Source organism: Mesorhizobium sp. GbtcB19 (genome assembly GCF_019091085.1).
In the GTDB taxonomy this organism is placed as follows: domain Bacteria; phylum Pseudomonadota; class Alphaproteobacteria; order Rhizobiales; family Rhizobiaceae; genus Mesorhizobium.
The window spans coordinates 43,224-69,813 of sequence record NZ_JAGXJY010000017.1 but is presented as its reverse complement, the minus strand read 5'-3'; the positions used below and the strand labels follow the sequence as shown (position 1 = coordinate 69,813).

Below are 26,590 nucleotides of genomic sequence, written 5' to 3'. Positions count from 1 at the left end.
ATCCATCGCCGGGCAACGAAATCCGCTTCGACAATAGCGACGCTTTATTGGGCGTGTGCGTCGCTGGATTGGCCCAGCGGAAGACCGGCTTTGGCGGACCCGGCGCGGTTGCGCGGGCTTTGCCGCCGCTTTATGGCTGGTCCCACTGACATCATTCGACAGGCGACGAACCATGGCTAAAGACGGCATCGAAATGGGTATCAACACGCGGCTTGCCCATTCCGGCAACAACCCGCGCGACTATTTCGGCTTCGTCAACCCGCCGGTCGTGCACGCCTCGACGGTGCTTTACCCGGACGCCGCCTCGATGGCAGCCCGCAGCCAGAAATACACTTACGGCACGCGCGGCACGCCGACGATGGATGCACTGACGCTCGCCGTCGATGCGCTGGAAGGCTCGGCCGGCACCATCGCCGTGCCTTCGGGACTGGCGGCGGTGACCGTGCCGCTGCTGACCTTCCTTGCCGCCGGCGATCACCTTTTGATCGTCGACAGCGTCTACCACCCGACGCGGCATTTCGCCGACACGATGCTGAAGCGGCTCGGCGTCGAGGTCGAATATTACGAGCCGCGCATCGGCGCCGGCATTTCTTCGCTGATCAGGCCCAACACCAAGGTGGTGTTCACCGAATCGCCTGGATCGAACACCTATGAAGTGCAGGACATCCCGGCGATCGCCAAGGCGGCGCATGAAGCGGGCGCCATCGTGATGATGGACAACACCTGGGCGACGCCGCTCTATTTCAAGCCGCTCGACCACGGCGTCGACATTTCGATCCATGCGGCGACGAAATATCCGGCGGGCCATTCCGACGTGCTGCTCGGCACGGTGTCGGCCAACGAGACCTATTGGAAGCCGCTTTACGAAGGCTTCTGCACGCTGGGCTGCTGTTCGGGACCCGACGACATCTACCAGGTGCTGCGCGGCCTGCGCACCATGGGGGTGCGGCTCGAGCATCACCGCAAGAGCGCGCTTGACATCGCGCGCTGGCTGGAGGCGCAGCCGGGCGTGGCGCAGGTGCTGCACCCGGCGCTGGAAAGCCATCCCGACCATGCGCTCTGGAAGCGCGATTTCTGCGGCTCGAGCGGCATCTTCTCGATCGTGCTCGACGGCGGCGGGCAGAAGGCGCAGCACGCCTTCCTCGACGCGCTGAAAATCTTCGGCCTCGGCTATTCCTGGGGCGGCTATGAGAGCCTCGCCGTTCCGGTCTTCCTCGGCGACCGCACCCATGCCAAAGGTTCGTATGCCGGTCCGCTGATCCGCCTGCAGATCGGGCTGGAGGATGTCGAAGATCTCAAGGCCGATATCGCGCGCGGGCTCGCTGCGGCCGCCACCGCCGGGTGACAGACAGGCTGGGAAGCAAACGCGGGCCGCCACATTTGCAGTGGCAGACAGGCCTCGGCCGAAGCGATAGCATAGCCCCGCAATCAACTCGGGAACCTTTTGCCGGCAGGCGCATCCAATCGCGGATGCAAAAACTGCCGGGAGATCGGAGCGAGATGAGAAGGCCTGCTATTGAAGCCGCCGCGATCGGCGCGGCAGAGGCCGGCGACATGGCGCTGGTGCGCCGGGCTCTGGCGCGCGATCCGGATGCGTGCCGCGCCATCATCAAGACGCACAACCAGCGGCTCTACCGCATCGCGCGCGGCGTGGTGCGCAACGATGCCGAGGCAGAGGACATCGTGCAGGAGGCCTATATGCGCGCCTTCGCCAGTCTCGGCGTCTTTCGCGGCGAGGCGTCGCTTTCCACCTGGCTGTCGCGCATCGTCATCAACGAGGCGCTCGGCCGGTTGCGCAAGCGCAAGCGCATCGTGGCGATGCCCGAAAATCCGGAAGCGCAGATCATCCGGTTTCCCTTGAACTCAACCCACTTGAATCCAGGCGACGATCCGGAGCGGACGATGGCGCAGCGGCAGATCCTCGGTCTTGTCGAAAGGGCAACCGACAGCCTCCCCGATGTCTACCGCAGCGTTTTCGTCGCCCGCGTCATCGAGGGCCTGAGCATAGAGGAAACCGCCGACCTTCTGGGCGTGCGGCCCGAGACGGTGAAGACGCGACTGCACAGGGCGCGCGCCCTGGTGCGCAAGGCGCTGGATGACGAGATCGGACCGGTGCTGCTCGACGCCTTCCCCTTCGCCGGCCGCCGCTGCGAGCGGCTGACCCAAGCGGTGATGAAGCGTCTAGGTTTTGAGAGCTGATTTTCCCTGGGGAACTGATTTTTCCGGGAACGTTTCGCGCCTCTCCGCATCCAATGGCCGTCAACCCCAGATAAAGCCCGAGGCCACGCGCCGGGCGAAGGAGATGCCATGTTCATGCGACCGACCGCCGCCCTCGCCGCCCTTTTCTTAGTAAGCACCGCGCCGCTAGCGCTGGCCGCCGAGAAGCCCACCGATCCGCAGATCGCCCACATCGCCTACACGGCAGGCTCGATCGACATCGAAGCTGCCAAGCTGGCGATCAAGACGTCCAAGAACAAGGAGGTCGTCGACTTCGCCAGGGACATGGAACGCGACCACGAAGCGGTGAACAAGCAGGCGCTCGACCTGGTGAAGAAGCTGAAGGTCACGCCCGAGGACAATGACACCAGCAAGGCGCTGGCCAAGGCGGCCAAGGAAGAGCGCGCCAAGCTGGCGAAGCTCAAGGGCGCCGACTTCGACAAGGCCTATATCGAGAACGAAGTGGCCTACCACAAGCAGGTCAACGGCGCGCTCGAAACGCTGCTCATCCCGTCGGCCGGCAATGCCGAGCTGAAGAGCCTGCTGGAGACCGGCCTCAAGATCTTCCAGGGGCATGAGCAGCATGCCGAACATGTCGCCGGCATGCTGAAATGAGGCCGCTGCTTCTTGGCGCGGCACTGGCGTTGGCGCTCAGCGCATCGCCGGCCTTCGCGGCGACCATCGAGGTGACGATCGACAAGCTGGTGTTCTCGCCAGCGAGCGTTCAGGCCAAGGTCGGTGACACGATCGAGTGGACGAACAAGGATATCCTCGCCCACACCGCGACGGTCAAAGGCGGGTGGGACGTGACGATCCCGGCAAAGTCGAAGGGCAAGGTCACGTTGAAGTCGGCGGGAGCGGTCGACTATTTCTGCCGTTTCCATCCCAACATGAAGGGCCATGTCGAGGTGACGCCGTAATCCGATCCATCAGTCGAGCGAGGTGCGCCGCCTCGCTCGACCTAGTGACGGTCATCCTTGTGGCGATGCCGGTGCGCGGCTTGTTTCGCCCGGTTGCCACAGGCCGCCATGCTGCACCAGCGGCGTCTGTGCCCGCGGGTATGATCGGCGAAAAGCAGCGTGCAGGCCGGCCCTTCGCAAGCCTTCACATGTGAAAAATCCTCGGTGCAGACGAGTTTTGCCAGCGCTTCCCCAATCGGCAGCAGGAGCGCCTCCGGCGTGCGCCACTTTCGCACTGTCTGAAGCGCGAACGCCGCGCCGCTGCCGGCCGGTGCGATCCGGCTGAAGGTCTCGTCGCGTTCCTGTAGGCGGTTGAGCGGGTCGAGCTCCGCCAGATCGGCGGCCATCAGCGCCCGGCCCTTGTGCCCATACACAAAGCCTCTGAACCATTCGCGCAAATGCCGCGCCTGATCGGCGACCTTGTCGAGCTCGCCGGGCAGCGCCTGGCCGCGAAGGGTCGCCAGCGCTTCCGGCGGCACCAGCCGCGCCTGCCCCAGCCAGTCCAGCAGGCCCTCGCCGTCGTCGATCCAATCGACCGGCGTGTCGAGCGGGGTGGCGATCGAGTTCAGAAAATCGAGACCTGGCGCGTCGCCGACAAAAAGCGCTGGGGAGCGAACCATCGAAGACTCCAATTCCACGCCAAGCGGCTTCCCCCGTGGCGTCCATCCGTGAACACGACTCCGTGATAACCGGTTCGGAGCTTCTTGACAAGTTATGTATCCAGATCGTAACCGTTCTAAATCATTCAATACGGTTATCAACTCAAGAAGAGGAGGCGACATGTCCGCGAAGCAAGTGAATATCGTGCTGGTTCATGGTGCCTGGGCGGACGGATCGAGCTGGGCCAAAGTCATCGCAGCGCTGGCCGAGCAAGGCTTCAATGTGGTGGCTGCGCCGCTACCGCTGACGTCGTTCCAGGACGGCGTTGCCGCGCTCGACCGGACGCTGGAGCGCATCGAGGGGTCAATCATCCTGGTTGGCCACGCCTATGCCGGCGCGGTGATCGGCGCCACGCGCAGCAAGAAGGTCAAAGCGCTGGTCTATGTCGCAGCGCTCGCGCCAGACGAAGGCGAGACGGTGGCGGACGTCTTCACGCGCGCCGAACCGCACCCAAGGGCTCCAAAACTGACACCGGACACGCATGGTTTGATCTATCTGCCCGATGAGGCCTTTGCGGCGGCCTTCGCCCAAAACGCCTCGGCACAGGAGCTGTCGGTGCTGCGCGCCGTCCAGCGTCCCATCTCGCCGGCCTGCATCTCGGTTCCCGTGGCGCGCCCGCTGTGGCGGGATCGGCCGGCCTGGTTCCTGGTCGCCGAGGCGGACCGCATGATCGCCGCCGAAACCCAGCGCTTCATGGCGGCGCGCATGAAGGCGCACACGCGACAGCAGCCGCTCGACCACACGCCGATGGTCACCGCTCCCGACACCGTCGTCGAGATCATTGTCGAGGCCGCGCGAGGCTGATGTCCGAGCTTCCAAATAACCCAAAAATGCAAATCAGTTCATTTATGGAAATGGAGAAAAAGATGACTGCTTACCGCACCGCGAATGTCGACGGCTTCAACATCTTCTATCGCGAGGCCGGCCGGTCCGGCGCGCCGAAACTGCTCCTGCTGCATGGCTTTCCGAGCTCGGGCCATATGTTCCGCGACCTCATTCCGCTGCTTGCCGACCGCTTCCATATCGTCGCGCCCGATCTTCCCGGATTTGGCCGTTCCGACATGCCGCAGGCGAACGACTTCACCTGCACGTTCGACCGCATCGCCCGGATTATCGACCGCTTCACCGAGGTGGTCGGCTTCGACCGCTACACCATCTATGTCTTCGACTACGGCGCACCGACCGGCTTCCGACTGGCGGTGAAGCATCCCGAGCGCATCACCGCGATCATTTCGCAGAACGGTAACGCCTATGAGGAAGGCTTGAGCGAGGGCTGGAATCCGATCCAGACTTATTGGCGGGATCCCTCGCCCGCCAACCGCGAGGCGTTGCGCGGCTTCCTCAAGCCGGAAGCCGTTGCCTGGCAATATACGCATGGCGCACCAGTGGATCTGGTCTCTCCCGACGGTCACTCGCTGGACAGTTTTTATCTCGCCCGCCCCGGCAATGAGGAGATCCAGCTCGACCTGTTCGGCGACTATCAGAGCAACGTCGCGCTCTATCCGGCCTTCCAGGCCTATTTCCGCACCCATAAGCCGCGCTTCCTGGCGGTGTGGGGCAAGAACGATCCGTTCTTCCTGCCGCCCGGCGCCGAGGCGTTCAGGCGCGACATGCCGGATGCGGTGGTGCGTTTTCTCGACACCGGCCATTTTGCGCTCGAAACCCATGCCGGGGACATCGCCGCCGCCATCCGCGACTTCCTCGGGTGATCGAGCAAAGGAGAATTCGCCATGTCGAAATCCGTTGCCGTCATCACCGGGGCCAGCCAGGGCATCGGCCAGGCCACCGCCGTCCGGCTGGCGCGGGATTTTTCCGCGCTGGTGCTGGACGCCCGCAACCGGGCGAAGCTGGAGGAAACAGCCAAAGCGGCGAAAGCGGCCGGCGCCGAGGTGCTGGTTATCGATGCCGACCTCGCCCGGCCGGACGCCGCGCAAGCGGTGGTTGACCAGGCGCTCAGCAGGTTCGGGCGCATCGACGCGCTGCTCAACATCGCAGGCGCCGTGCCGCAGATCGATCTCTTGGAGATGAGCGACGAGCAATGGGACGCTGCACGGCGCCCGGCGGCTCACGATCGCGGCATGGCCGGCGCTGAAGGCAGCTGGCGGCTCGGTGGTGCTGATGTCCGGCAATTCGGCGCTGTTCCCGAAGGCGCCTTACGCGGCGGTCGGCACCATCAATGCCGCCATCGTGGCACTGGCCAAGGCATTTTCCGACCGCGGCATAGCCGACAGCGTGCAGGTCAACAGCGTGCTGCCGGGCCCGGTGAGGACGGGCCACCGCCGCTCCTATCTCGAGCACTGGGCCCCGCTGCACAAGATGAGCGTCGAGGAAGCGACAGCGAATTTCCCAAAAGAAGCCGGCATCGCCCGCTACGGTGAGCCGGAGGAGATCGCCGAGCTGATGGCTTTTATCGTCTCGCCGGCGGCGCGCTGGATGGCCGGCTCGACGCTGCGCATGGACGGCGGCGAAGTGAAGCCTGTCTGAAGGAGGACGAAGAAATGATTGCCTGGGACCGCGTGACCCGTGTGCATGTCTTGCACGCGATGGAAGCCTACGACCGGTTGGGGCCAGAACGGTTTTTCGCTGAACATGGCTTTGCGCCGACCACGACCTATGAGCTCGCCTGGGAAGACTGCCTCTACCCGCCAAAGGCCATCCTCGGCACCGCCTATGAGCTTGCCACGGGCACGCGGCTCGCTTCGGGCGATTTCGAGGGCGGTAAGAGCGGCGCGGTGAAGGTGCTGAGCGTGCTGGGATTCTCCGTCCAGCCAAAGCGGAGGTAACATAACCAGCGATCGCCGGGCCAATTCCGCAAATAGCTGTATAGCCTTGACGCGATTGAGAAAGCCGAGGCCGCTGGCGGCACCCCGCACCCAAGCGCCATCGCAATAATATTCCATTCGACCGGGGATATACGGATTGGTTTGGCTTCCAAATCCGTGTTTTCAGCGGCATTGCGTGGGCGCAATTCCACCCATCGATCCAGGGACCCGCCATGGCGTTGCGCCTCTTTGTTCCGATCCTTGCCGGCGCCACGCTGCGCGAGCGGCTGATCGCCTGCATCGGAGCCGTGATCGGCATTGCGCTGACCGGCGTGATCAGCGGGCTGACGATGGGCAAGGGGCCGCAAGTGGCGATGCTGGTGGCGCCTGTAGGGGCTTCCGCGGTGCTGCTCTTTGCCGTGCCGTCGAGCCCGTTGGCCCAGCCCTGGTCGATCATCTGCGGCAACACGATTTCCGCGCTGGTTGGCGTCACCGTGGCGCGTTTCGTGCATGACCCGGTGATCGCCTCGGGTCTCGCGGTGGCGCTTGCCATCGCCGCCATGTCGTTGACGCGCTGCCTGCATCCGCCGGGCGGCGCCGCGGCGCTGACCGGCGTGATCGGCGGGCCGGCCGTCGCCGCCGCCGGCTTCCTGTTCCCGTTCGTGCCGGTGGCGCTGAACTCGATCGTGCTGGTGGCGCTCGGCCTCATCTTCCACAGACTGTCGCGGCGCAACTATCCGCATGTACACGTGCCCGCCGCCGGCCACGGCACCGCCGACCGACCACCGGCCGAGCGCATCGGCTTCAGGCCCGAGGATGTCGATGCCGCACTCTCCGCCCTCGACGAAACCTTCGACATCGACCGCGACGATCTGGAGCGCCTGCTGCGCCAGGTCGAGCTGCAGGCGATGGTGCGCTCGCATCGCACGCTGCTTTGCCGGGACATCATGTCCCGCGATGTGATCTCGGTGCCGGAAACCGCCTCGGCCGACGAGGCGCGCAAACAGCTCATCGACCACAACATCCGCACCTTGCCGGTAGTCGACGCGGACGGCAAACTCACCGGCGCGGTCGGTCTGCGCGAGCTGACAAGGGCGACCGACACCGTCAAAGGGGTGATGTCGAAGGCCGGCACCGCCGCCTCCGACACGCCGGCGATGAGCCTGCTGCCGGTGCTGACCGACGGACGCAGCCATGCCGTGGTGATCGTCGACGGCGATCGGCACATCCTCGGCCTGATCACCCAGACCGATCTGCTCGCGGCCGCCGCGCGCGTGCGGCCAACAGACGGAACGAACCTGAAATCGGCGGCATAAGGCTGCAGCCTAGGGAGCGCAGGCAATCCTGGGTCTCGCTCCGCGACCTCGATGGCGCCGTCCTCACAGCCGCGTCATAACGGGTTGGCCCTGGCGCGCCCAGTCTGGCGCCGCGTCCCGCGGCCGGTCTGCCCATGACCGTCATAGGCCGGCTGGCGCCGCTCCATCCAGGCATCGAGCCCTTCGCGCAGATGGGCTGTAGGGGCCATACGCGCGAACTGCTCGGCTTCGACCAGCAAGCCCTCGGCGATGCTCTGGTTGAGGCCTCGGGTCACGGCCGTGAGAATGCTCGCCACCGCCGCCTGCGAGTGGGCTGTGATGCGCCGCGCAAGGTCGAGCGCGGCCGGCATCAGTCGGGCGTGCGGCACGACCTTATTGACGAGGCCGAGTTCCAGCGCCCGCGCGGGCGAAAACGCATCGCCGGTGAGAAGCAGCTCCAGCGCGCGTTTGCGGCCGGCAAGCCGCGGCAGGCGCTGTGTGCCGCCGAAGGTCGGCGGCATTGCGAGCTTTATCTCGGGCTTTGCAAACAAGGCGCGATCGCTGGCGATCGCCAGCGGTACGGCCTCGGTGATCTCGCAGCCGCCGCCAATGGCGAGCCCGTTGACCGCGGCGATCACCGGCTTGCGAAATGCCTCCAGCCGCGCCGTCAGGCGCTGGCCGCGCATGACGAAATCGCGCAAGGCGGCGTCGGTGCCTTCAGCCACGCTCGATGAGAATTCGCGGATATCGGCGCCGGCGGAAAAGGCGCGCTCTCCTGCCCCGGTCAGGATGACGGCGCGCACGCCATCGTCCGTCTCGATCAGGTCGAGGAGCGAAAGCAGCCGGTCGATCAGCGCGTAGCTCAGCGCGTTCAGCTTGTCGGGGCGGTTGAGGGTGAGGATCGCAACATGCTCGCGCATCTCGCTCAGTACAAGGTCGGTCATGACTTATCCTTTCCAGCGGTTCGGCCGGATAAGGAGCAGGCTTTCGATTGCTTGTATATTCACTAGTCGGTATACTTCTAGGATGAGCGAAAAAACCAATCCCACCCGAAAACGTCTCGTCGACGCAGCGACCAAGCTGTTCTACGCCGAAGGCATCGGCCGCGTCAGCGTCGATGCGGTGGCCGAGAAAGCCGGGCTCACCAAGCGCACGCTCTACTACCATTTCAAGAGCAAGGACGACCTGATCGCGGCCTATCTCGACGGCCGCGACCAGCCCAATCTCGAGCAGATGGCCGGCTGGTTCGATGCGGCCGAAGGCGGCGCGGACAAAAAGGTCGAGGCAATCTTCACCAACCTGGCACGGGTGGCGCGCCACCCCAAATGGAAGGGCTGCGGTTTCCTGCGCACGGCGGCCGAGCTCGCGGCGACGCCGGGGCATCCGGCGGTGAAGGCCGGAGCGCGCCACAAGACCAATTTCGAAAAATGGCTTGCCGGCGCGCTTTCAAGCCATCATGTCGGCGCGGCGAAGATGCTGGCTCGCGAGATCGTGCTTCTGATGGACGGCGCCTTTTCCAGCATGCTGATCCATCACAATCCCGACTACGTCAACGCCGCCGGGCATGCCGCCGCGACGCTGATCCGGGCGAGGATGGCAGGCAAACACGAAGCTTAGAGCCTCTGTTCTTGCGCAATTCCGGACGGAAAACCGCTACGCACTTTTCCTGGAATTGCTCTGGATCGTGACGCTTCCGGCGCGTCGATCGAGGCGGTCCGGGGGCAGCATCGTCAGGACAAGGCCAGCCATGCGGTGCCGGCGAGAAGCGTCACCAGCGTCAACGGCAGCCCGACTCTGAAGAAGGCGGAGAAGGAAAGCTCCTTGCCGGCCGCCTTTGCCTGCTCGGCGACGATCAGGTTGGCGACCGAGCCGAGCAGCGTGAAATTGCCGGCAAGCGTCGAGGACATCGCCACGACCAGCCAGGCGCGCTCCGGGTTCTCCAAGCCGGGAATGAAGGGCCTGAGCGCCAGCACCGCTGGCACATTGCTCATGACGTTGGAAAGCACCGCGGTGAAGCCGGAGAGCCGCCAGACATCGTCGAGGCCGATGTTCTTCGCCCAGGCGATCATGTCGGGCGTAAGCAGCGTGCGCTCGGCGCCCGCCACCACCACGAACAGGCCGGCGAACATGAAGAGCAGCGGCCCGTCTATCTCGCGGTAGATGCGCCGCGGCTTGATTGCCCGGGTGACCAGCAGGAAGGCGCCGGCAATCAGCGCCGCCTTGGCAACGGGAACGCCGGCGAAGAAGGCGAGCGCTAAAAGCACGCAAACGACGGTCGCCTTCAGCACCTGGCCGGGCAGCATGCGACCGCGATAGACCTCAGGGCTGAGCTCGGCGGGCCGGGAGAATTCGGCGCGGTAGACGACGCGCACGATGACGATGACGCAGAGCAGGCCGAACAGCGCGACAGGCGCCAGTGCCAGCGTGAAGGCCGGATAGGAAATGCCTGACAGCGCGCCGATCACCATGTTCTGCGGGTTGCCGGTAATGGTGGCGACGCTGCCGCAGTTCGAGGCCGTGCAGGTGGCGATGAGGTAAGGCACCGGGTTGCGGTTGATGACGCGGGTGACATGGACGACGATCGGCGCCATCACCAGGCAGATCGCGTCGTTGACCAGGAAAGCCGAGAGCACGCCGGTCAACAGCGTCACCATGACCAGAAGCATGAAGGGCGCATGGGCATGCTCGATGGCGAAGCCGCCGAGCGCCCGAAACGCGCCGGAAACCTTCAGGTGCGCGACCACGATCATCATGCCGAGCAGCAGCGTGATGGTGTCAAAATTGATGGCTTTGTAGGCATCCTCGATGCTGATCGCGCCTATGGCGATCATGGCGGCGCCGCCCAGAAGCGCGATGCCGGCACGGTCGAGGCGCAGGCCAGGAATACGGCCGACGGCGACGCCGGCGTAAGTGAGCACCAGGATGAAAAGCGCGCCCGCGCCGGTCCATGTCATTGCAAGAAGCTTCCCGTTGCCTGCCCTGCCCGGCGGAATCTGCGCATCGGACGGCATCACATTTAGCAAGGGCAGCGCAAAGGGGAAGCGCGCAAGCGCCTGAAAGCGTTATGACGCTTTCGTGGCTTTCACATTCATAAACCCTAATGTAAAGAATAGTGAATTAACATATGTGACCGATAATCCAGGGGTTGGGGACTAAACGGATGAACACGGTCGTTGAAGCGGAACATTGCGTCCCGTCACGGGAGGAATTGATGCGTCCGCAGGAATGCCCTCGCTGTCACGGGGCCAAGAAGGTTTTCGTTTGCGCGCGCTGGCTGAGCTCGAACGGCCATTGCTGCCCCGGCGGCACGCACCGGCTTAACTGCCCGGGACACAGCATCGCCTGTCTCGACTGCGGCGGGCGCGGCAGCTAGCGATTTTCCTGAGCCGCGCCGGTCGGCCGCAAACGCCACCGGAGCGCAATATTCTGGCATTGGCTAAGGCTGCCGTCATTAGAGTTTGACGTAGCCAAATCGGCCCAGCATGCTGCAGTCATTGCCTTGTGGGCCACGATGATCGGTACTGAATATCCCCTTCACGTTCTACCTCAATATTCGAAGATGCTGAACAACGATCGGCCTTGCCTCGTGTTCCGCTTCGTCGCCGTGGAACCATTTTCATGCCCGCGACGTTTGAGGCAGCCCGCTGAGGGCGATCCCGGGGACAAACGGAGACATGCAGATGGGCGCACTTATCGGTATCCTGATCACGTTCCTGGTGGTGATCCTGGTGCTCTATCTCGTGCAGCGCCTGCCGCTCGATGCCCGCGCGCGGCAGATCGCGCAGATCATCGTCATCATCGTCGGGATCATCTCGTTGCTGAAATATCTTGCGGTGTTCTAGCCGCGATCCATATTCGACGGAAACTCCAAAGCCTGGTGTCTTATGAGAAGCCTGTCGATCGCACTTATTGCCGGTGTTGCGTGTGCGGCGAGCAGTGCCCACGCCGCCCGACCTGACACGCGCGCCATGAGTTGCGCGCAGGTGCAGGCGCTCATTCGAAGCCGGCACGCCGCGGTACTGACCACCGGACCCAACACCTATGACCGCTTCGTGCGCCAGTTCGGCAACGAATGCGACTGGCCCGAGGTGCCGGTGTCGATTCCGGTACCCACACGCGAGGGCGAATGCCGCCTCTATCGATGCCAGGAGCCGGTCCTCGATTTTCCTGACTGAACGCCACCACGCATGCCCAAAAACGCTTGTGCCGATGTGTTTTGGGTCTCTATTTCTATGTCGTCTTCCCAAAACGCGAGGCATTTTGGGCGACATACAGCTGGATCTTTATGCATGTCGTACTCCTAAAAACGCAGGCACTTTTGGACGACATGTGCCGGGGCGCGGAACCGTTCCGACCCCAGGCGAATTGTAACGGACGGCGTGCCGTGCCGGGTCAGGCTCCAGGAGGAAGGCCATGTCCAACGAAATCACGCGCAGCGGCAGTTGCCTGTGCGGCGGCGTACGGTTCCAGGCGGCCGGCGAACCTTTGCGGGTCGGCCTTTGCCATTGCAAGGACTGCCGCAAGACAAGCGGATCGGCCTTTCATGCCTATGCGGTGTGGCCGCTAAACGCCTTTGAAACCACCGGCATCATCAGCAGCTATGGCACTCGAAGTTTTTGTCCCACTTGCGGAAGCCGGGTGCCGTTCATCGGCGAGGATGAGGCAGAGGTCACGATCGGCAGCCTCGACATCGCGCCAACCGAAGGGCTGGTGCCGACCTACGAGCTCTGGACCGGACGCCGCGAGTCCTGGTTGCAGGCACTGCCCGAAGCACAGCAGTTTGAGCACGATCGGATCGTCGGTGATTCGACTGCCGGCGCTGACATCAGCCGGGAGCCGCAGCAAAGGTCCGCCTAGGTCGAGCGGCTGACCGACTTAAGTCTGAACGACGGCGACCTTCAGTCGGAGGAAGCCTTACGGCGCGACCGGGAAATAGGGAGCTGACCCTTGATCTGCCCGGACTTTTCTTGGGGTTTTGCGTTTTTCAACCGCCAGTCGGTTTGCCGGCCAAACTGTCGCGGCTAGCATTTCCGGCACGGCAAAACAAAGGGCCGTGGACCGGCACGGTTTCAGATCACGGCACGCGCAAAATTTAATCAGCGCTACGAATATAAGAATTCTTCAACCATATTTCTTTATTAATACAACTTCCGGGATTGTTTTTTTGGGTATCTATCCATACTTAGCGCGTGAAATACCAAACTGCAGTTGCAAATGCCAAAGTGAAAATTCTTTCGGCTCAAGAAATTTTTTTAATCGTCTTCTTTCTGGTTATATCAAATATGGCGGCCGATTTTTGCCTCAGCCAATAAGGCTTATGACTTCAGTCCTTGTACAAAAGGCCACCTTTGTTTCTTTCAATTTTTGCTACATAGTGTTGCCGAATCTTGAAACCGGACGGGGCGGTTTTCATGACGTCGGCGCCTGAACACGGCCGAAACATGCATATGCGGTATCCACCGATCGACGGGTTCTGGACCTGGGACATCAAGCGTGACCGTGTCTATGGCGACGCCAATCTTTCAGATTATTTTGGCCTGACGCTGGACGAATTCTCGCATGGCGCGTCGCTGGAACGATGGATGCAAAGCATCGACCGGGACGACCGCCCAAGGGTTCGGTTGGCTATCCGCAAGGCGATAGAGCGCAGGTCCGGTTTCAGGGAGATCTACAGGGTCCGCTCGGAAAAGATGGGGCTGCGCAAGATCCTGGCGGTCGGCCAATGTTACGTCGACGATGTGGGCGAGGCATCGCTCTATCCGGGCTGGTTCGTGGATCTGACGAAGGATGCCGCGTGCGAGGAGCAGGCGCTGCGCGAGATCCGCAACCATGTCGGACAGGCCAAGGACATCGCACGATCGATTGGACACGACATGTTGTCTTATCTTCTGGACAATATCGAGGAAGAGGTCGAGCAGCGGCTTGACGGAAGACTTAGGAGGCGAAGATCGTCCTGAGGCCGATCGTTTCCGGATTAGCTTCCAGGCTGCAGCTTGCCGCGCCTGCCGACTTCAGCCGTGACCATGCGCGCGAAATGCGACTGGGGCGATCGGCGCTCGATAAGCTTGGCCCGCTCCAGGGCCGCATCGCCATAAAATTCGATCAACACGCCGGCGGCTTTGGCGGCATCGGCTCTCAATCGGCCGAAATCGGCCTGCCCACTCACGCTCGAGGGCTCGCTCCTGGCAATCACGTCAAGCATGGCTTGAAACTTGTCAGGAGTGCTGCCCTCATCTTCGTGCATGGTCGCTGTCCGATTGGGCGCGTAAAATATCGACATTTCAGCGCAATGTCCAACAGGTTCGTTGATCGGGCGGCGGTGCAACCGAGTACAGCTTCACCGCGAGCGGGACTACAATCTTCATACAAGCATAGTGAGCCAAACTTACCGCGCAGACATTTGGGGGGCACCCATGGACCAGCCTAGCAAAATGGAAAACCTGCAGTTTGCGCAGGGGATCTTGCGGGAGCTTCGCCAGAAGGCGGAAGCCGATGGCGAGAAGCTCCTGACTTATCTTATCGACATGGCGTATCTCGAAGCCAGCGACCGCATCCGCGCGCACTGGATCGGCAGCCACGAGCACGAAGGCCGCCGCGCCAAGGGCTGAGATACGCCCAGGACAATTCCGGGAAAAGCGCGGTGCGGCTTTCCCGGAATTCGCGCTGAAACAGATAGATGGAGCGGGTTCCTTGTTTCCGTGAAACGATGCCGCTTTGGCCGCGGAAATATCCCAGGAACACAAAAAAGCCCGCCATGCCGTCCGGCATGGCGGGCTGGATTCTCAAGTGAGGGAGCTATCCGATAGCCCCGCCGCAGGTCTATGATGCGGCGGCCTTCTGGCGAACCGGAAGCTTCCAACCCGGCCGCGCGAAATGGCAGGTATAGCCGTTGGGGTAGCGCTCGAGATAATCCTGGTGCTCGGGTTCCGCCTCCCAGAACGGGCCGACCGGGGCGAGTTCGGTGACGACCTTGCCGGGCCACAGGCCAGACGCGTCGACGTCGGCGATCGTATCCTCGGCGATCCGTTTCTGCTCATCGCTGGTGTAGTAGATCGCCGAGCGGTAGCTCATGCCGATATCGTTGCCCTGGCGATTCCTCGTCGTCGGATCGTGTATCTGGAAGAAGAATTCGAGCAGCGTGCGGAAATTGGTCCTGGCCGGGTCGAAGATGATCTCGATCGTCTCGGCGTGGGTGCCGTGGTTGCGGTAGGTTGCGTTGGCGACATCGCCGCCGCTGTAGCCGACTCGCGTTGACACCACGCCGGGCAAGCGTCGGATCAGATCCTGCATGCCCCAGAAGCAGCCGCCGGCAAGGACTGCGCGTTCGGTGGATAAAGCCATGTCACACCTCCTTTGGATTGCTCCATAGATAGGCGTTGCGACAGGCTTCTTCCAGCGGCCCAGGTAGCCGGCTGCCTGGGTTCCGCAGATCAGGCTGCAAAAATAGCGGCTCACCGAACACCCGCCGGCAAGAAAGCGGCGGGTGTTCGAGACGTGCGGTGATCAGCGCTGCCGACCACCCCGGTCGTGGCCATGGCTTTCGCCGCCCAGGCAAGAGCCGTCGCCAAGGCCGCAGCAGCGACCGCTCCAAAGCTTGTTCGTCGACGTGTTGCCGCATCCTTCCTTGACACTCTGCTGGTCGGCCAGTGCCGAGCCGGCGAATGCAGCGGCGACAACAAAGCCAAGAAGAGTATTGCGAAGCACTTTTGTCATCTGGATTCCTCCGTGTAATGAATGTCCATTTGCAGCGATATGTCGCTGGAGAACATGAAATGGTTCACGGGAGTTTCAAAAAACGTCGCGATGAATCAATGCTTCGAGGACCGACTTCGGCCCTCGCCGCGATCATTCTCCCGAAGTCGATTTGAATCTTCGGATCACCAGCTCGAAGACGATGTCCGAAATCCACATCGCCGAGACACCGATGAGAAAGGCGGCGGCAAGCGTGGTGGTGTCGTCGGCGGCATCCGGCATCGGCAGGCCGCTTGCCTGAACCCAGGCGACGACAGGCAATGTCAGATAGGCGGCGGCCAAGGCGCCGCAGATGGGCGAGGCAACCATCTCGCGCAGCTTGTAGCGATGACGCGACAGCGCCCTCAGCACGCCGCCGGCGAGCCCGGCCGCCACGACCTGGCCCTTGACGCCCAGAAGATCGAAGATGTCGTGCATCACGCCCTCCAGCCGCAGAGTTTTTCGCCCTTGCGGTTGTGCGCGAGCAGCGCCCTCGCCTCGCGGTCGGACAGCGTCTCGACGGCCTTGGCGGAAAGGCGCATGGGAGAGGCAACCGCGCAAAAGCCGCCCTTGGCCGTCGTGCAGCCGGAAAGCGCGGCGACGACCACCGCGACGATCAATCCCTTGCCCATGATTTCAGCTCCTTCCTGACCGCTTGCGCCGGCAATGCGCCGATGTCGTTATCGACCTGGTCGGCGACATCGCGGGCGGCGGCTTCTGCCTCGGCCTGCTTGTTCCGCTCTGCCCGTGCGCCGGCGAGGCGCTGGTGAAAGTCCCAGCCGAGCGCGCCGACGAGGCCGGCGCCGATCGCCAGCACGGTCGGGTTGGTGAGAAGCCACGTGAGAATGGCGCTCATAGCAGCGCCCCGACGACAAGGCCGAGGACGAGACACAATCCGCCGACGATCAGATACGGCCTGGTCTGCTCGAAAAGCTGGGTGAGGACAGATTTGAGATTTTCCATGTCAATGCTCCCAGCCGAACCGGCGCGCGAGCACGTGCCACCACTCTGTCGCGGTGGCGATGGCGAGACCGAGGCCGGTCTCCAGCGCCATCTGGATATCGGGATCGGCGGAGAACGCCGAGGCGTCGTCAGCGCCCAGAAGGCCACGGGCGACGAGCACGCCGGCGCCATAGCGCAGGGCGATGCGGGTGATGACGGCAATCATTGGCAGAACACTCCGATGAGATTGCAGGGAAGATGCGTGGCCCAGGCGGCGAGCGAGCCGAGCACCAGCGCGATCAGAGCGAGGATGCCGGTTGCCCTGGCGGGCGATGTGGACGCGGGCGACGCGGCGGGCGCCTGGGCGATGGCAGGCGGTGCGGCGCCTGCCGGCGTTTCGGCCGGCGCCAAGCCATCGGCGGACGCAGGCACCGGCGACCCCGATGCCGTCGTCGCCGGCGGCGCGGCCGAGATCAGCAGCGCCTGCCTGCGTACCGCGGCGACGCGCGCGCTCCAGCCCCGGCCGAAACTCGGCCAGGTCGGTAGCCTTTGGAGGAAGGCGAGCCGCGCATCGCAGAGCGCGTCGATGACGGCGCCGGCGGGTTTCGCCCTCGCCGCCGCAAGCGTCGCCGGGCCGATGCGGCCGTCCTGGACAACGCCGACGACGGCCTGAAGATACTTGGCCGCCCTACCCGGCCCGCTGTTCACGGCGAAATCGAAGACGGCATAGTCGACGCCGTCGGGCAGTTCGGCGCCGGCCGCTGCATCCCAGTAGAAACGCCGGTAAACCGTGGCGACTTGCGCATCGCTGATGGTGCGAAGATCAGCCTTGCTGGCGTCGGCTTTGACGTAGCGGCGGAAATTGGCGAGCGTAACACCTTTCATGGTGGCGCCGCCCGGATCGGCAGGGTTGTCCGACCAGCCACCCTCGGATTTCAGGACGAGCGAAAGCGCACGCGCGAAATTGCGGTCCATGGGGAGGCTCCTTTGGGGGTGATGGAGGAGAGGCTCGGCGCATGCGCCGCGGCGGATTTTGGGATTAATTTCCGGACGATGCGCTTGGTACTTCATCGTTGCGAACCGTCAGCAACTATATGAAGAAGCCGATCAGTCGTGCATCGTCAAGCAACTCACGTTCGGCGAAGTGGTGCTGGAATATGGGTATGGCGACGGCCAGATATCTTGCGCGTCTTTGGTCGTAACGTGACGGTGGTCGACGTTATCTCTTTGTGTCGAGGTTGTCGTTTGGGAGCGTCACTTACCTGACGCGCCTAGCCCTCAGTATGCCGAATACGCTGCAAGTGCTGACGCCGAAAGTTGCTAAAGCAACGGCGTAGATTGTCGTTGTTGAAGTCAGCGAAATGCGCAGTGGCGGCACACCAATTCCGATGTTCAGTAGATTGTTAAAGGCGGTGAAATTGTTGAAAACCAGACCGACCTGCCTACCAACCGTAGCGTCCAGAATACCACTGGTCAGCGACAATGATCCGGCCAGGGCGTTTAGTGTGGTCGTCGAGCCGCCCTTGAACTCGAATACTATGTCGACGTCCCAATCCCCGGCGGTAAGTGAGAGCGAGGTCATGTTGGCCGACGTGCCATTGTTCAAAGAAACAGCCGAACCCGTGGTGACAACACTTTCTATGTATTCACCTACGTTGCCTGTCGCTGCTGCGTCATTGGTCGCAGTGCCAACTATCTGCCCATTGTCGTTGGCGGTCGACGGCAGATTGCCATCAACCTTCTTGGATGATGCAGGGGTATGACCTGTTATCGCACCGCCGCCATTGCCCTGCAGATCGACGCCCCGGATGATGTACTTGTCATTCGAGCCACCAAGTCCGATGCCGAAGCCGCCATTGCCACCGAGGCCGTGACCGTCGCCAACCTTGCCTCCAACAACGCGAAATTTTTGCACGCCATTGCCAAATTGCAGGCCGTGATTTCCATTCTGGCAAACGGCAGGATTGATGAAAGAGATGTTGGAAACGCCGCTGTCGACAGCATTGAAGCCGAACGAGCCATTCAAGAAGATATGCGGGTTGATGAAGTCGATACCGTTGATTGTGCCGCCCGCGGAGGTTTGCATGCGAATGCCCTCGTTGGCTGACGAGGAGAACCAGCACTGGTCGAAGATACACCGCGATATGGTTCCACCGACGACATCCATCAGCATCGCGCGTTGGGAAGTGTCGAAGAAGCAGTCGTTCGCCCACAACGAGTTGATGGTTGCCAGACCAGGGCTCAAACAAAGGTCCGTTCCGCCGTGGATGATCTGAAGCTGAGACAGTGAGAGATCTCCGCATGCGGAGACGTATATACCCGCGAACGGTTGCGACCCATTCGGCGCGTCATGCAGGATGTCCGAAACCGTCAGGTCGAAGCCGCCCTCAATGCGGATGGCGATGCCGGTGCCCGCGACGGTGTTGATGATATAGCCCTCTCTGATAGTGACCGATGCTGGACCGTTGGCGACGCGCACTCCCTGAAACGGCGCCTCCATATAGAAGTTCTTCAGGGAAGAGCGGCTGGCACTACTCTGGAAATTGACGTAGTTGCCAGCGGTGCGTGGTACCGAGGCTTTGAACGCCAGATCGCGGATCGTCACGAACGAAGCCGCTACATCGAACACGTTGGCTGTGGCAGACGTGGTGCGAAGTACGGTGTTGGTGCCCTCACCAGCAAACGTCACATTGGCAGCCAGCGAAATCACTGTCCCGTCCACATCGAACACGCCGGCAGGCAGTTCGACCAACGCGCCGTTGGCGCCCGCTGCGTTGACAGCGTTGTTGATTGCGGCGCGGTTGATCGCACCCGATGCGGCCGGGCTCGCGCCGAAATGCGTCGGCCGGATGCGCTCCTTGAGCACCGCCGGCATGGAGAGCGCGACCGCACCGGTTTCCGGGCGCTGGAAGAACGCACCGTTCTGGATGGCCTGCTTCGTCTGCAGCGGCGACATGATTTTGTTGGAGATGACGCCGGCTTCTGCCTCTGCCTGGCTGGCGTAGCTCAACGTCGAAGCCGATGCCGCGGCCGCTGCGGCCGAGCCAGCCGCGGCCGTTGCCGAATTGCCGGCGTTTGTGGCTGCCGTGGAAGCGGTCGTCGCGCTGCCGGCCGCCGCCGTTGCCGAGTTGCCGGCATTGGTCGCGCTGGCCGAGGCGGCCGAGGCTGAGCTTGCAGCGTTTGTCGCTGACGCGCCGGCGGCCGAAGCGCTCGCCGCCGCATTGCTCGCGCTGGCCGACGCGGCAGTCGCCGACGTCGCCGCTGCTGATGAGCTGCCGGCGGCGGCCGTCGCAGCCGCCTGGGCATCGCCCAGCGTATCGTCCGACAGGTAAAAGGACAGCACGATGTCGTCCGTGCCGATCATCGGATTGTCGGTCTGGAACGCGAAGACCCTGCCGGCATTGATCGTGCCGGCCTGGATATGGACCGTCGTCCCCTTCTGCATGGTGCGCGAGGTGCGCGCGTCGGCTGCGCGGAACCACTGACCCTCGCTTGCGGTGTAGATGCCATTCTGGCGCGCATCGGCCTGGGCCCTTACCAGGACGCGGTCGCCAACCTCGAGTTGCACGGTGTCGATCACTTGCAAGCCGTAAAGGACCTTGTCGTAAGAGGTCGCCACGCGGCAGGGTTCGCGTTGCTCACGTAGACGACATCGGCCTCGGTATCCCAGGCGAGTTCGACGGCTGCCGAAGGATGGTCCCAGCCGAAGTCAAGCGCGCCTAGCCTGGGCCACCAGCGCGGCAGCTTGAACGGCTCGCAGGCGATCGTCTCTTCCGGCACCGGGAAGATGCGGCCGGAGCCCAGCACCGGAGTGCCCTTCGCGCGGGCTTCGCGCTCATGCTCGGGATAGGCGGCGACGATCGCAGCACGCTGCTCGGGCGAATAGTGCCCGGCATCGTCTATGGTCATGAAGGTGACGTGTCGGGACATAGTAGCGTGCCGCAATTATCTGCCGTGATTAACTATTGCCATTGATAATACTGCCTATCAATGCGAAGTTGCTGAGGAATCGGGGGAGATACATGATCCGCATTGCAATCGTCGTGGCCATTGCCGCGAGCGCCTCAGCCTGCCAGTCGAACGTGCCCTATGACACGAGCAAGCAGACCTGCAAGATGTATGAGTACAATGGGCGCCAACATAAAGTTTGCGCCCCGGACACACCGAACAAGGTGTGCAATGTCTGGGCCAGTCAGATTAGAGACGACGAAAGGATTTGGTGCCAACCGCTCACCCGTAAGGCGACCGATCCAAAAGCCCGCGCCAGACAGCTTGCGGGCCTGCATTACCCCTGATACGGCCCCCCTCCGGCCGTTGCGCGGCCACCTCTCCCGGCTTCGCGCGGGGCGAGGAAAAGGACTCAGCCCTTGTAGCCTTCTTTGACGCAGTCGTTCTGCCACGCCCAGTCGAAATCGGCCTGCGACATCGTCTGCCCGAGGCCGGGCTCGACGAAGGGTCCGGCGGTGTTGTCGATATAGACGATGAAGCGCGCTTCCTTGGTGTAGATACCCATCTTGGCAATGATGACGCCGCAGGTCTGGCCGGTGGCGCTGTCGCCGGTGAGATCGACATGCGAGAAGGTCGCCGCCGGATCGTTGATCAGGCCGCGCATCTTGGCTTCGGCCGAGGCGATCGCATCGGCGCGCCAATCGCCGCTGCAGGCAGAGAGCCGCGCGCCAAGAAGAAGCAAGTTCGGTAGACGTCGCATGTCGGCTCCGGATCTCGGCCGGACGCTACTCGACCTTCAGTTGCGGCCAAAGCGGCATCGCAAATCATGGTTTCAGCGCGGTTTCCCCTTCTCCCCTTGTGGGAGAAGGTGGATCGACGCGCAGCGCCGAGACGGTTGAGGGGTGTTCCAGGAAACGCCGGCGTCTCACTCCGCTGGAGCACCCCTCATCCGACCGAGCTTCGCTCGGCCCCCTTCTCCCACAAGGGGAGAAGGGGGAGTCAGGATTTCACCCCTTGCCAATCCTCTCCATTGCCTCCGCGCTCAAAAACCTGAGCACCACATCTGACATCCCGAGCAGCGGCGTGAAGGTGACGATGGTTATGCCGTCGGTGGCGTTGGTGCGGGTCAGCCCCTCGGAATAGATGTCGAGCGGCGGTTCCTCGTCGAACCAGACGCCGTGCAGCGTCTCGCCCTGCCATTTCTCGCGGCCTTTTTCGTAGCTCTTGAAGGAGAGCACGCTCTCGCCGGCCTGGACGCCGCCGCCGCCGCCCCAGCGCACGATGACGCTGTCCAGCGCTCCCGGCGCGCCGCGGCCCATCACCGTGCCGGCAATCGCGTCGGCGGGGATCATGCCGGTGCCCCACGCGCTTTGCTGCTGCGGCGGCCCGACCAGCACGCGCTGCGGATTGTCGCGCGTGCCTTCGCCGGTGACACCGGCGGCCCAGAGTCTGACAGGGGTGTCGAAGACCTTGCCCGCCCACCAGTCGGGATAGCGGCCGGTAAGGTGCATGGCCCATTCCGCGCCCCCTGCCCTGGTCTTGCCGAGCTGGTTGCCGGCCATGAACAGGCGCTCGCGGTGGAGCGCTCCCGCCGCGTGAAAGGCAGCCTGCCGTTCGTACGGCCTATAGGTCGCCAGGAGGTTATGACGGCGTCTCCGTTCCATCTCCTCTAGCAGAGCCAGATAGGTTCGCATCATGGAGGAAAGGCCGGAGGCTGGCTTCGAGGTCGCGAATGCGGCTGCGGATCTCCTCATCGCTCAACTGCTCGGGACTGTTTTGATTGGCATCGAGATTTTCTGAAAAATCCTTGGGCAGCAGCGTCAGCACGACCTTGAGATACTGGTCAGGCTTTTCGGCCCTGACCGCGGCGATGACGCCGGCGCCATGAGCGCGGAAATCGGCGCGAAGCGCTGCCGCGAAGTCGTCGACCAGCGTTTTTCGCGCACGCTTCGGGCGGGCGGACCTGGCAGCCGTTTCGGAGCTTGGCCCTGCTCGCTTCGCGCCGGCGGGCTTGCGGCGCGTGGGCCTGCTTGCCTCAGCCATGGGTAATTGCATCGGCTGGCTTTGCCGCCTTCGCCTTGCGAACCTTGCGCGGCGGCTTTTTTCGTGGCTTGGCGCGGACTGGCTTCGCAGGCTCGCCATCGACCGCTGGCGCGGGCATCGCCTTTAACCTCACCGTCGCGGCACGGACCGCCGACCGGTCGAGGCCCTGGCGCGGGAAGCCAAACCCGGCGACCGCATCGACGGGTCCGCCGCGCATCATCCCGATGCGCACGCCCGGCGCAACCTGCTCGACGCGGCCATGGCGGCGCGGCGGTTCCGCACCCTCGAATTCGCCGATGGCGCTGACGATCTCGGCGCCGTCATCGGCGGTGATGATGGTGGCGTAGCGTGGCATGGAGCCTCGGGCAAAATGTTGGAAACGTTGCGTTCCTTCGCGCCCCTCTCTGCCCTGCCGGGCATCTCCCCCCTCGAGGGGGGAGATTGGCAGTTCCAACGCCTTGCTCTTCCTTGCAACATTGGCGATTGGCGAAAGCCGAGGCGATATCTGATCTCCCCCCTCGTGGGGGAGATGTCCGGCAGGACAGAGGGGGCGCTGTCCCGCCAGCCTTTCAGGAATTGTGTTCACCGACGAAAAACCCGCCTTGCGGCGGGTCGTTGGCGCAAATCAGCACCATGGACAAAATAGTAGCATAGCTGCCCTCACTGGGCAACAGGTTGCAGGCATATTTTCCTATCGGCATGGAACACGCCTTTCCAGGGCATGCTGGCGAAAAATCCCGCGCGTCACAGCCATAGATTGAACCGCCAGCCAGAAGCCGCGCGAAATTTTGTCGGAACCAACCGTGGTCCGACGGGTTCCACCCTCAGTCGCGACGCGACAGACCCTGCAAGAGACGCACTGTCTCGCAACAGAGGAGAAGAATCATGCTTACGAGGATTTTAGCGGCTTCGGCCCTGACCATCGGCCTCGCCACGGCGGCGATGGCGCAGACAGCCGGCACCACCGGAAACGACGGCGCGGGCGGCAGTGGCCAGAGCATCACCGTCGATCCGAGAACGCCGGCCAACCCGCCACCCGACCAGATGACGCCGGATATGGGCACGACCGGCAGCATCAGCGGCGGCGACCTGAACTCGAACGCCGACCGGAACTGCCCGGACGTGCCGCAGGGCGCACAGGGCGATGCCAACAGCACCACGGCCGGCACGATGCAGCCGAACGTCAACGACAAGCATTGCGGCAAGTAAAGGGCATCGGCTTGAAGCATGGGCCGTGGAGAGCTCGCTCCCCACGGCCATGCTGTCTGGCACGGTCCTGATTTTGCCCGGTGCGCGCTTGCGGGAACCAAGCGCCGCGCCCGCCGTTCCAGGAGGCAAAAAGGAGAAAAACGATGGCAGACAATGACACCGGCACCGCCAATTCAGCCAATGGCAACGCGAAGACCACCGCGGCGCGCAGCAGCGCCCAGTCGCGCGGCGGCGCGCGCGCATCGAGGGCGTCCGAAGACGCGATGAAAAAGCAGATCGCGGAGTTGAAGCGCGAGGTGAGCCGGCTGAACCGCGCGCTTGCCGACCAGGCCGAGGAAGCCGCCGAGGCCGCGCAAGGCTGGTACCAGAGCGCGGCCGGCCGCGCCTCGAACCTCTACAGCGGCGCTTCCGATCGCGCGTCGCGCGCGGCAAACCAGTTGCGCAGCCAGGCGCATAGCGTTTCGGAGACCGTGCAGCAGAATCCCGGCACCTTCTCGACGGCGATGCTGATCGGCGGCCTGGTCGGATTGCTGGCCGGCATGGCGATCAGCCGCAGCTCGGAGCCCGATCCCGACTGGTTCCGGCGCTGGCACCGATAAGGGCGATCCGAGGTTCGCTGGAATGCCGCCGCCGGATGGCGGCCAGGGCAAAAGGCAAAGGCAGGGCGATCGCCCGGCCTTCCTGTCGGGCGGCTTTTTTTGGGTCGGTCGCCGCGGGGCGGAGTTCCGCATGGGGCTCGGGCTGGTCATTAGCCGGAGCTTATGGGATCATTCCCCTAGGGAATCGCGGAGAGCGGCATGGACAGACCTGCCATGGCATCCGTCTTTCGGATGCGGCATGTGCCTGCAAGCATTTCGGGCGTTCGCAGCCTTGGCCGGGGCCAGGCCGATCCGATTTTCAATTCGAGGCCGCTCGGCGAAGCGATCCGATTCATCGCCCAGGCCGAGGGCCAGTACGACCTCAGCGCCGTCGCCATCTTCTATGGCGACAGCCAGACGCCGCCGCTCGGCCAGCGCGAGATCCGGCAGCTCTGGAGCGAGTATGGCGAACAGCTGATGGAGGCGTAGGCCGCCCCCTCCCGCCGAAGCGACGTTTCGAAGATCTTGTCCTGCGCCTTGTCTCGCCGCGTTGTCGCCTCAGTGCCGTTCCCTACCCGCGTCGGAGAAGTCAGCAGTGGCCTCGATACGAAAATCGACAATGGACCAATGCCTTTTACTTGAAACTGTTCTCACCCGTCTTGTCCGCGTCACGAAATTTTGCTTGGTTCGGGCGCGATTTGATTTCAGGGGAACGAATGCGTTTCAACATGCGTTTTGGCGCGGTGCTGCTTGGCGCCGCGATGCTGGCGGGCTGCACCAGTGTCAACGAGGGCCAATGGAAGACCACGCAGGCCGTCATGCAGGGCAGTCCCGCAGTCAAGCGGCAGCTGGTCGCGGGCTGCATCAAGCGACTGGGGTCGATGGCGCCGACGGACCGGCAGGCCGTGGCGACACTGATGAATGTGAGCGCGGCCCGCGTCCCGAGCGCGTTCTGCAGCCGCTACCTGAATGCCTGGGCAAGCGGCCGTTTCACCTACAGGGACTTCCAGGGCTTGGGCTCCTCAACGGCCGACAAAAGCCGGTTCGTGCGCGTGTTGCAAGGCAGGGAGTGAGGAAGGCGGCAAGCCTTCCTTGTCGACAGAGTGACGTCCGAGCTCAGCCAGCGGATCGCGGATTGCTACGCGGCGTTCGCGTCCTATCCGCCGCCGCGCGGGTTGCATGCTTCGCCGCTGCGCGGTGCAGCCGCGATCCTGGCAACGCTGACCGCAGCGCCGTTGCGCGGCCTGACGGCCAAACAGCTCGGCCCTTATGGCGGCTGGGCGATGACGACGGTCGGCGACGTCGACAACTACAAGCATTTTCTGCCACGGATTCTGGAGCTGGCCGTCAATGCCGAGCCATGGCACGGGCTTGATCCGCCTGTCGTCGCCGGCAAGCTCAACTATGGCGGATGGCAGAGATGGCCGGCGGAAGAGCGCGCGCCCGTGAACGCGCTTTTCTCCGCCGCTTGGACGCATGGTTTCACGCAGCCCCCGGACACGCTCGACCCGAGCGGCTGGCTTTGCGGCATCGCGATCATCGACGGCGAGCTCGATGCGGCGCTGGCAGCGTGGCTTTCCTCGCCTTCGCCCAATGCCACGCTGCAGCTGGCGGAATTCTTTGCGGGAGATGCCGAGCGGCTTTTCGATGACAAGGCCAACCGCAATTTCTGGCAGGGAGCGGGAGACGAGGCGATCGAGACCATGCGGCGCTGGCTGCTCAGCGAGCCGGTAGTGGACCGGCTGCTGTCGGCGAGCGGAACGGTCGCGCCCGAGGATGAATGGCGCATCGACCATGCGCTGCTGGTGCTCAACGCTCTGAGCCCGGCCAGACCGTGCTAGCTCCCTTGCCGGCTCCATCGTTGACGCGGGATCGGAAACGCCCCTCATGCGTTCTTGAGGCGAGGTCAATGGGAGGAAGCACCATGAACGTCGCCAATCTTCAGCTCGAGGGCCTGCTGATGGCCGTCGCCGCAATCAACCATGTGTTGGTCAAGAAGGGCGTACTCAGCGTCGAGGAGATCGATATCGCGCTGCGCAAGGCCGAGGCCAGCGAAACCAATGAGGAGCGCTCGGAAGGCATGTCGGCGTCGAGCCGCGACGCCGTCAACTTCCCGATCCGGCTCTTGGAACTCGCCAACCAGTGCCAGCCCGAGGCGGACATCCCGTCCTTCTCCAAGCTGGCGCGCATGGTCGGGCAGATGAAGGAGCCTTATAACGACCAGATGTGAGGGGGTCGGTGTGGCG

The 26,590-nt window shown here is 63.4% G+C and carries 38 protein-coding genes and 1 pseudogene; 22 read left to right on the top strand and 17 right to left on the bottom strand.

What is annotated here, in order from left to right; translation table 11 throughout:
• The first annotated feature begins 172 nt into the window (after window positions 1-172).
• The 4 genes from KVT37_RS24640 to KVT37_RS24625 all read left to right on the top strand — a co-directional run bounded on the left by KVT37_RS24640 (window position 173) and on the right by KVT37_RS24625 (window position 3,137).
• Window positions 173-1,345 (top strand): cystathionine beta-lyase, encoded by a 1,173-nt coding sequence (locus KVT37_RS24640; RefSeq protein WP_217577612.1) that lies wholly within the window; start codon window positions 173-175, stop codon window positions 1,343-1,345.
• 155 nt (window positions 1,346-1,500) lie between these two features.
• Entirely contained in the window at window positions 1,501-2,199 is a 699-nt protein-coding gene (locus KVT37_RS24635; RefSeq protein ID WP_217577611.1) for an RNA polymerase sigma factor, read from the top strand.
• Between the two features lie 108 nt (window positions 2,200-2,307).
• Window positions 2,308-2,832, top strand: a complete 525-nt coding sequence (locus KVT37_RS24630) for a DUF4142 domain-containing protein (protein ID WP_217577610.1) — start codon at window positions 2,308-2,310, stop codon at window positions 2,830-2,832.
• The gene (locus KVT37_RS24625) at window positions 2,829-3,137 is read left to right on the top strand and encodes a cupredoxin family copper-binding protein (protein ID WP_217577609.1); all 309 of its coding nucleotides are present in this window, start codon (window positions 2,829-2,831) and stop codon (window positions 3,135-3,137) included. The genes KVT37_RS24630 and KVT37_RS24625 overlap by 4 nt, the downstream gene beginning before the upstream one ends.
• Before the next feature lie 41 nt (window positions 3,138-3,178).
• On the opposite strand, the gene KVT37_RS24620 is transcribed toward KVT37_RS24625, so the two are convergent.
• A complete protein-coding gene (locus tag KVT37_RS24620) occupies window positions 3,179-3,796 on the bottom strand; it encodes an ABATE domain-containing protein (protein ID WP_217577608.1) in 618 nt (205 codons plus the stop codon).
• A gap of 160 nt (window positions 3,797-3,956) precedes the next feature.
• Here KVT37_RS24620 and KVT37_RS24615 point away from each other — a divergent pair, with 160 nt between their 5' ends.
• The 5 genes and pseudogenes from KVT37_RS24615 to KVT37_RS24595 all read left to right on the top strand — a co-directional run bounded on the left by KVT37_RS24615 (window position 3,957) and on the right by KVT37_RS24595 (window position 7,914).
• Complete coding sequence (locus KVT37_RS24615) at window positions 3,957-4,640, top strand: alpha/beta fold hydrolase (protein WP_217577607.1); 684 nt, start codon at window positions 3,957-3,959, stop codon at window positions 4,638-4,640.
• Between the two features lie 62 nt (window positions 4,641-4,702).
• Entirely contained in the window at window positions 4,703-5,545 is an 843-nt protein-coding gene (locus KVT37_RS24610; protein ID WP_217577606.1) for an alpha/beta fold hydrolase, read from the top strand.
• Window positions 5,546-5,566: 21 nt separating this feature from the next.
• Window positions 5,567-6,320 (top strand): annotated as a pseudogene (locus KVT37_RS24605) (SDR family oxidoreductase).
• Window positions 6,321-6,334: 14 nt separating this feature from the next.
• Window positions 6,335-6,619 carry a hypothetical protein gene (locus KVT37_RS24600; protein WP_217577605.1) on the top strand — a complete coding sequence of 95 codons (285 nt, stop codon included), beginning with the start codon at window positions 6,335-6,337 and terminating at the stop codon, window positions 6,617-6,619.
• A gap of 212 nt (window positions 6,620-6,831) precedes the next feature.
• Window positions 6,832-7,914: an HPP family protein gene (locus tag KVT37_RS24595; protein WP_217577604.1), complete on the top strand. Its 1,083-nt coding sequence runs from the start codon at window positions 6,832-6,834 to the stop codon at window positions 7,912-7,914.
• A 74-nt stretch (window positions 7,915-7,988) separates the two neighbouring features.
• On the opposite strand, the gene KVT37_RS24590 is transcribed toward KVT37_RS24595, so the two are convergent.
• Window positions 7,989-8,837 (bottom strand): crotonase/enoyl-CoA hydratase family protein, encoded by an 849-nt coding sequence (locus KVT37_RS24590; RefSeq protein ID WP_217577603.1) that lies wholly within the window; start codon window positions 8,835-8,837, stop codon window positions 7,989-7,991.
• Between the two features lie 82 nt (window positions 8,838-8,919).
• Here KVT37_RS24590 and KVT37_RS24585 point away from each other — a divergent pair, with 82 nt between their 5' ends.
• A complete protein-coding gene (locus KVT37_RS24585; RefSeq protein ID WP_217577602.1) occupies window positions 8,920-9,510 on the top strand; it encodes a TetR/AcrR family transcriptional regulator in 591 nt (196 codons plus the stop codon).
• A gap of 113 nt (window positions 9,511-9,623) precedes the next feature.
• On the opposite strand, the gene KVT37_RS24580 is transcribed toward KVT37_RS24585, so the two are convergent.
• Window positions 9,624-10,847 (bottom strand): anion transporter, encoded by a 1,224-nt coding sequence (locus KVT37_RS24580; protein WP_217577601.1) that lies wholly within the window; start codon window positions 10,845-10,847, stop codon window positions 9,624-9,626.
• A gap of 720 nt (window positions 10,848-11,567) precedes the next feature.
• Here KVT37_RS24580 and KVT37_RS24575 point away from each other — a divergent pair.
• From KVT37_RS24575 to KVT37_RS24560, 4 genes are all read left to right on the top strand, one after another.
• A complete protein-coding gene (locus tag KVT37_RS24575) occupies window positions 11,568-11,735 on the top strand; it encodes a Thivi_2564 family membrane protein (protein ID WP_306797013.1) in 168 nt (55 codons plus the stop codon).
• A 42-nt stretch (window positions 11,736-11,777) separates the two neighbouring features.
• Entirely contained in the window at window positions 11,778-12,068 is a 291-nt protein-coding gene (locus KVT37_RS24570; protein WP_217577600.1) for a hypothetical protein, read from the top strand.
• A gap of 238 nt (window positions 12,069-12,306) precedes the next feature.
• The gene (locus tag KVT37_RS24565) at window positions 12,307-12,750 is read left to right on the top strand and encodes a GFA family protein (RefSeq protein WP_217577599.1); all 444 of its coding nucleotides are present in this window, start codon (window positions 12,307-12,309) and stop codon (window positions 12,748-12,750) included.
• Between the two features lie 590 nt (window positions 12,751-13,340).
• Window positions 13,341-13,850, top strand: coding sequence for a PAS domain-containing protein (locus KVT37_RS24560; protein WP_217577598.1), 510 nt, complete (start codon window positions 13,341-13,343; stop codon window positions 13,848-13,850).
• A 17-nt stretch (window positions 13,851-13,867) separates the two neighbouring features.
• Here the strand turns inward: KVT37_RS24560 and KVT37_RS24555 are convergent, their stop codons facing one another.
• The gene (locus KVT37_RS24555; protein ID WP_217577597.1) at window positions 13,868-14,137 is read right to left on the bottom strand and encodes a hypothetical protein; all 270 of its coding nucleotides are present in this window, start codon (window positions 14,135-14,137) and stop codon (window positions 13,868-13,870) included.
• Between the two features lie 187 nt (window positions 14,138-14,324).
• On the opposite strand from KVT37_RS24555, the gene KVT37_RS24550 reads away from it, so the two are divergent.
• Window positions 14,325-14,501, top strand: coding sequence for a hypothetical protein (locus tag KVT37_RS24550; RefSeq protein WP_167498612.1), 177 nt, complete (start codon window positions 14,325-14,327; stop codon window positions 14,499-14,501).
• Between the two features lie 211 nt (window positions 14,502-14,712).
• On the opposite strand, the gene msrA is transcribed toward KVT37_RS24550, so the two are convergent.
• The 9 genes from msrA to KVT37_RS24505 all read right to left on the bottom strand — a co-directional run bounded on the left by msrA (window position 14,713) and on the right by KVT37_RS24505 (window position 20,496).
• Window positions 14,713-15,234 carry a peptide-methionine (S)-S-oxide reductase MsrA gene (gene msrA, locus KVT37_RS24545; RefSeq protein ID WP_217577596.1) on the bottom strand — a complete coding sequence of 174 codons (522 nt, stop codon included), beginning with the start codon at window positions 15,232-15,234 and terminating at the stop codon, window positions 14,713-14,715.
• 162 nt (window positions 15,235-15,396) lie between these two features.
• The gene (locus tag KVT37_RS24540) at window positions 15,397-15,606 is read right to left on the bottom strand and encodes a hypothetical protein (protein WP_217577595.1); all 210 of its coding nucleotides are present in this window, start codon (window positions 15,604-15,606) and stop codon (window positions 15,397-15,399) included.
• Between the two features lie 132 nt (window positions 15,607-15,738).
• Window positions 15,739-16,062: a hypothetical protein gene (locus KVT37_RS24535; RefSeq protein ID WP_217577594.1), complete on the bottom strand. Its 324-nt coding sequence runs from the start codon at window positions 16,060-16,062 to the stop codon at window positions 15,739-15,741.
• Window positions 16,062-16,256, bottom strand: a complete 195-nt coding sequence (locus tag KVT37_RS24530) for a hypothetical protein (protein ID WP_217577593.1) — start codon at window positions 16,254-16,256, stop codon at window positions 16,062-16,064. The genes KVT37_RS24535 and KVT37_RS24530 overlap by 1 nt, the downstream gene beginning before the upstream one ends.
• A complete protein-coding gene (locus KVT37_RS24525; protein WP_217577592.1) occupies window positions 16,241-16,480 on the bottom strand; it encodes an ABC transporter permease in 240 nt (79 codons plus the stop codon). The genes KVT37_RS24530 and KVT37_RS24525 overlap by 16 nt, the downstream gene beginning before the upstream one ends.
• Before the next feature lie 108 nt (window positions 16,481-16,588).
• On the bottom strand, window positions 16,589-16,792 hold the full coding sequence (locus tag KVT37_RS24520; RefSeq protein WP_217577591.1) for a hypothetical protein: 204 nt from the start codon (window positions 16,790-16,792) through the stop codon (window positions 16,589-16,591).
• On the bottom strand, window positions 16,789-17,541 hold the full coding sequence (locus KVT37_RS24515; RefSeq protein WP_217577590.1) for a glycoside hydrolase family 108 protein: 753 nt from the start codon (window positions 17,539-17,541) through the stop codon (window positions 16,789-16,791). The genes KVT37_RS24520 and KVT37_RS24515 overlap by 4 nt, the downstream gene beginning before the upstream one ends.
• A 283-nt stretch (window positions 17,542-17,824) precedes the next feature.
• Complete coding sequence (locus tag KVT37_RS24510; RefSeq protein ID WP_217577589.1) at window positions 17,825-20,185, bottom strand: hypothetical protein; 2,361 nt, start codon at window positions 20,183-20,185, stop codon at window positions 17,825-17,827.
• A complete protein-coding gene (locus tag KVT37_RS24505; RefSeq protein ID WP_254634229.1) occupies window positions 20,143-20,496 on the bottom strand; it encodes a terminase family protein in 354 nt (117 codons plus the stop codon). Before KVT37_RS24505 ends, KVT37_RS24510 begins: the two co-directional genes overlap by 43 nt.
• 92 nt (window positions 20,497-20,588) lie before the next feature.
• Between KVT37_RS24505 and KVT37_RS24500 the strand changes: the two genes are divergently transcribed.
• Window positions 20,589-20,861: a hypothetical protein gene (locus KVT37_RS24500; RefSeq protein WP_217577588.1), complete on the top strand. Its 273-nt coding sequence runs from the start codon at window positions 20,589-20,591 to the stop codon at window positions 20,859-20,861.
• 65 nt (window positions 20,862-20,926) lie between these two features.
• Here KVT37_RS24500 and KVT37_RS24495 read toward each other — a convergent pair whose 3' ends face one another.
• The 4 genes from KVT37_RS24495 to KVT37_RS24480 all read right to left on the bottom strand — a co-directional run bounded on the left by KVT37_RS24495 (window position 20,927) and on the right by KVT37_RS24480 (window position 22,912).
• A complete protein-coding gene (locus KVT37_RS24495; RefSeq protein ID WP_217577587.1) occupies window positions 20,927-21,274 on the bottom strand; it encodes a hypothetical protein in 348 nt (115 codons plus the stop codon).
• A gap of 247 nt (window positions 21,275-21,521) precedes the next feature.
• Complete coding sequence (locus KVT37_RS24490; RefSeq protein WP_254634228.1) at window positions 21,522-22,076, bottom strand: terminase family protein; 555 nt, start codon at window positions 22,074-22,076, stop codon at window positions 21,522-21,524.
• A gap of 79 nt (window positions 22,077-22,155) precedes the next feature.
• Window positions 22,156-22,557: a hypothetical protein gene (locus KVT37_RS24485; protein WP_217577585.1), complete on the bottom strand. Its 402-nt coding sequence runs from the start codon at window positions 22,555-22,557 to the stop codon at window positions 22,156-22,158.
• Complete coding sequence (locus tag KVT37_RS24480; protein ID WP_217577584.1) at window positions 22,550-22,912, bottom strand: hypothetical protein; 363 nt, start codon at window positions 22,910-22,912, stop codon at window positions 22,550-22,552. Before KVT37_RS24480 ends, KVT37_RS24485 begins: the two co-directional genes overlap by 8 nt.
• Window positions 22,913-23,442: 530 nt before the next feature.
• On the opposite strand from KVT37_RS24480, the gene KVT37_RS24475 reads away from it, so the two are divergent.
• The 6 genes from KVT37_RS24475 to KVT37_RS24450 all read left to right on the top strand — a co-directional run bounded on the left by KVT37_RS24475 (window position 23,443) and on the right by KVT37_RS24450 (window position 26,574).
• Window positions 23,443-23,766, top strand: a complete 324-nt coding sequence (locus tag KVT37_RS24475; protein WP_217577583.1) for a hypothetical protein — start codon at window positions 23,443-23,445, stop codon at window positions 23,764-23,766.
• Between the two features lie 143 nt (window positions 23,767-23,909).
• Complete coding sequence (locus KVT37_RS24470) at window positions 23,910-24,365, top strand: hypothetical protein (protein WP_217577582.1); 456 nt, start codon at window positions 23,910-23,912, stop codon at window positions 24,363-24,365.
• A 198-nt stretch (window positions 24,366-24,563) separates the two neighbouring features.
• Window positions 24,564-24,833, top strand: a complete 270-nt coding sequence (locus KVT37_RS24465) for a hypothetical protein (RefSeq protein ID WP_217577581.1) — start codon at window positions 24,564-24,566, stop codon at window positions 24,831-24,833.
• A gap of 227 nt (window positions 24,834-25,060) precedes the next feature.
• Complete coding sequence (locus tag KVT37_RS24460) at window positions 25,061-25,417, top strand: hypothetical protein (RefSeq protein WP_217577580.1); 357 nt, start codon at window positions 25,061-25,063, stop codon at window positions 25,415-25,417.
• 30 nt (window positions 25,418-25,447) lie between these two features.
• A complete protein-coding gene (locus KVT37_RS24455) occupies window positions 25,448-26,185 on the top strand; it encodes a hypothetical protein (RefSeq protein WP_217577579.1) in 738 nt (245 codons plus the stop codon).
• An 83-nt stretch (window positions 26,186-26,268) separates the two neighbouring features.
• Window positions 26,269-26,574, top strand: a complete 306-nt coding sequence (locus KVT37_RS24450) for a hypothetical protein (protein WP_112097807.1) — start codon at window positions 26,269-26,271, stop codon at window positions 26,572-26,574.
• Window positions 26,575-26,590 lie beyond the last annotated feature (16 nt).